Origin of the sequence: Streptococcus danieliae, from assembly GCF_013415245.1 — a bacterium.
Classification (GTDB): domain Bacteria; phylum Bacillota; class Bacilli; order Lactobacillales; family Streptococcaceae; genus Streptococcus; species Streptococcus danieliae_A.
On sequence record NZ_JACBXX010000212.1, the window covers coordinates 1 to 1,259 of the forward strand.

Sequence of the window (1,259 nt, forward strand, 5' to 3'; positions counted from 1 at the left end):
GAAACAACTCCCAAAGAAGTCGCTTTTATTGAAAATTGGATAAACAATTATCCTAAAAAATGTTTGGACTACAAGTCACCAAAGGAATTTCTTAGTGGTGGCTAATTTCAACTTGAAATTTAGCTTTGAAAACGGTAAGAGTCGTCTCTCTGTAGATCTTTTTTTTGGCTGTTTAGAAAATATGGATGTTTTACAGGGGGAATTTTCGACATTTTATAGCATGTACTACCAGAAGGAAGATATTCGTTTGTCGGATCAACTCTATACAGAGCTTGATAATCGAAATTCTTTTTTATCAAGAAAAAAATTGAGGAACTCTTGAAAGAATTTGAAAGGAATCAAAAGAAGAGTATTCGTGTACTAGTAGCTGTTTTTCAGTACGACGGGCATGTCGTATATCTGAGGTGCAAGTCCTCTGTGGGCACCTGCTACCGGTGAACCCAATAGCGACTCCCAAGCCTGACTATCGTGAGGTAGCGGGGAGAGGAAGGGATAGCGAAATCGTGGCTCTACGAACAGAAATGTGATATGAAGGCGTATGTAGTGGATGAGGAGGCTGAAAACTCTAAAGTCCCAAAAGGTAGTCGTAACCTATATGCGTAGATCACGAGAGTAAACGAGGAAAGATATACGACTTATCCCGTGAGGTCTCATGAGCGTCGTAGACGTAGTAACAACGAATCATGAGAAGTCAGCCGAACCCATAGTAGTGATGAAGTTTCTGTAATGGAAATGGAGCGAAGGGGCGAACAATTAACCGAAGTAATCCTACTTCACTTGTGTCTGTAAAAGAACGGTCTGATAGAACTGGAGACGGTCACGTATTGACTAGGAGAAGGTTCACGAATCTAAGATGTCCCCCAGACACCGAAACAAGAAAGGAATACGCACATGTCAGAATTGCTAGATAAGATATTATCTCGGAACAATATGCTTGAAGCCTATCATCAGGTAAAAAGAAACAAGGGTTCTGCTGGTATCGACGGAGTTACCATTGAGGAAATGGATAATTTCCTACGGCAACATTGGCGAGAAACCAAGGAACTTATAAAGCAGAGGAAGTACAAACCTCAACCAGTGTTACGAGTTGAAATTCCTAAGCCAAATGGTGGCGTCCGAAATCTTGGAATCCCTACAGTCATGGACAGAATGGTACAACAAGCGATTGTTCAAACCATCAGTCCAATCTGTGAAAGACACTTCTCAGAGTATAGTTATGGCTTTCGTCCCAATCGCTCTTGTGAGACAGCTATTATTCA

1 protein-coding gene and 1 pseudogene are annotated in these 1,259 nt (G+C 41.2%); both read left to right on the top strand.

Translation table 11 applies throughout. The features are described 5' to 3' along the window. Positions 1 to 105: pseudogene (locus HZY94_RS09365) on the top strand (IS30 family transposase); the annotation flags it as partial. 786 nt (positions 106 to 891) lie between these two features. Beyond that, on the top strand, positions 892 to 1,259 hold a 368-nt coding region (locus tag HZY94_RS09370), incomplete at its 3' end, for a reverse transcriptase domain-containing protein (RefSeq protein WP_257151889.1).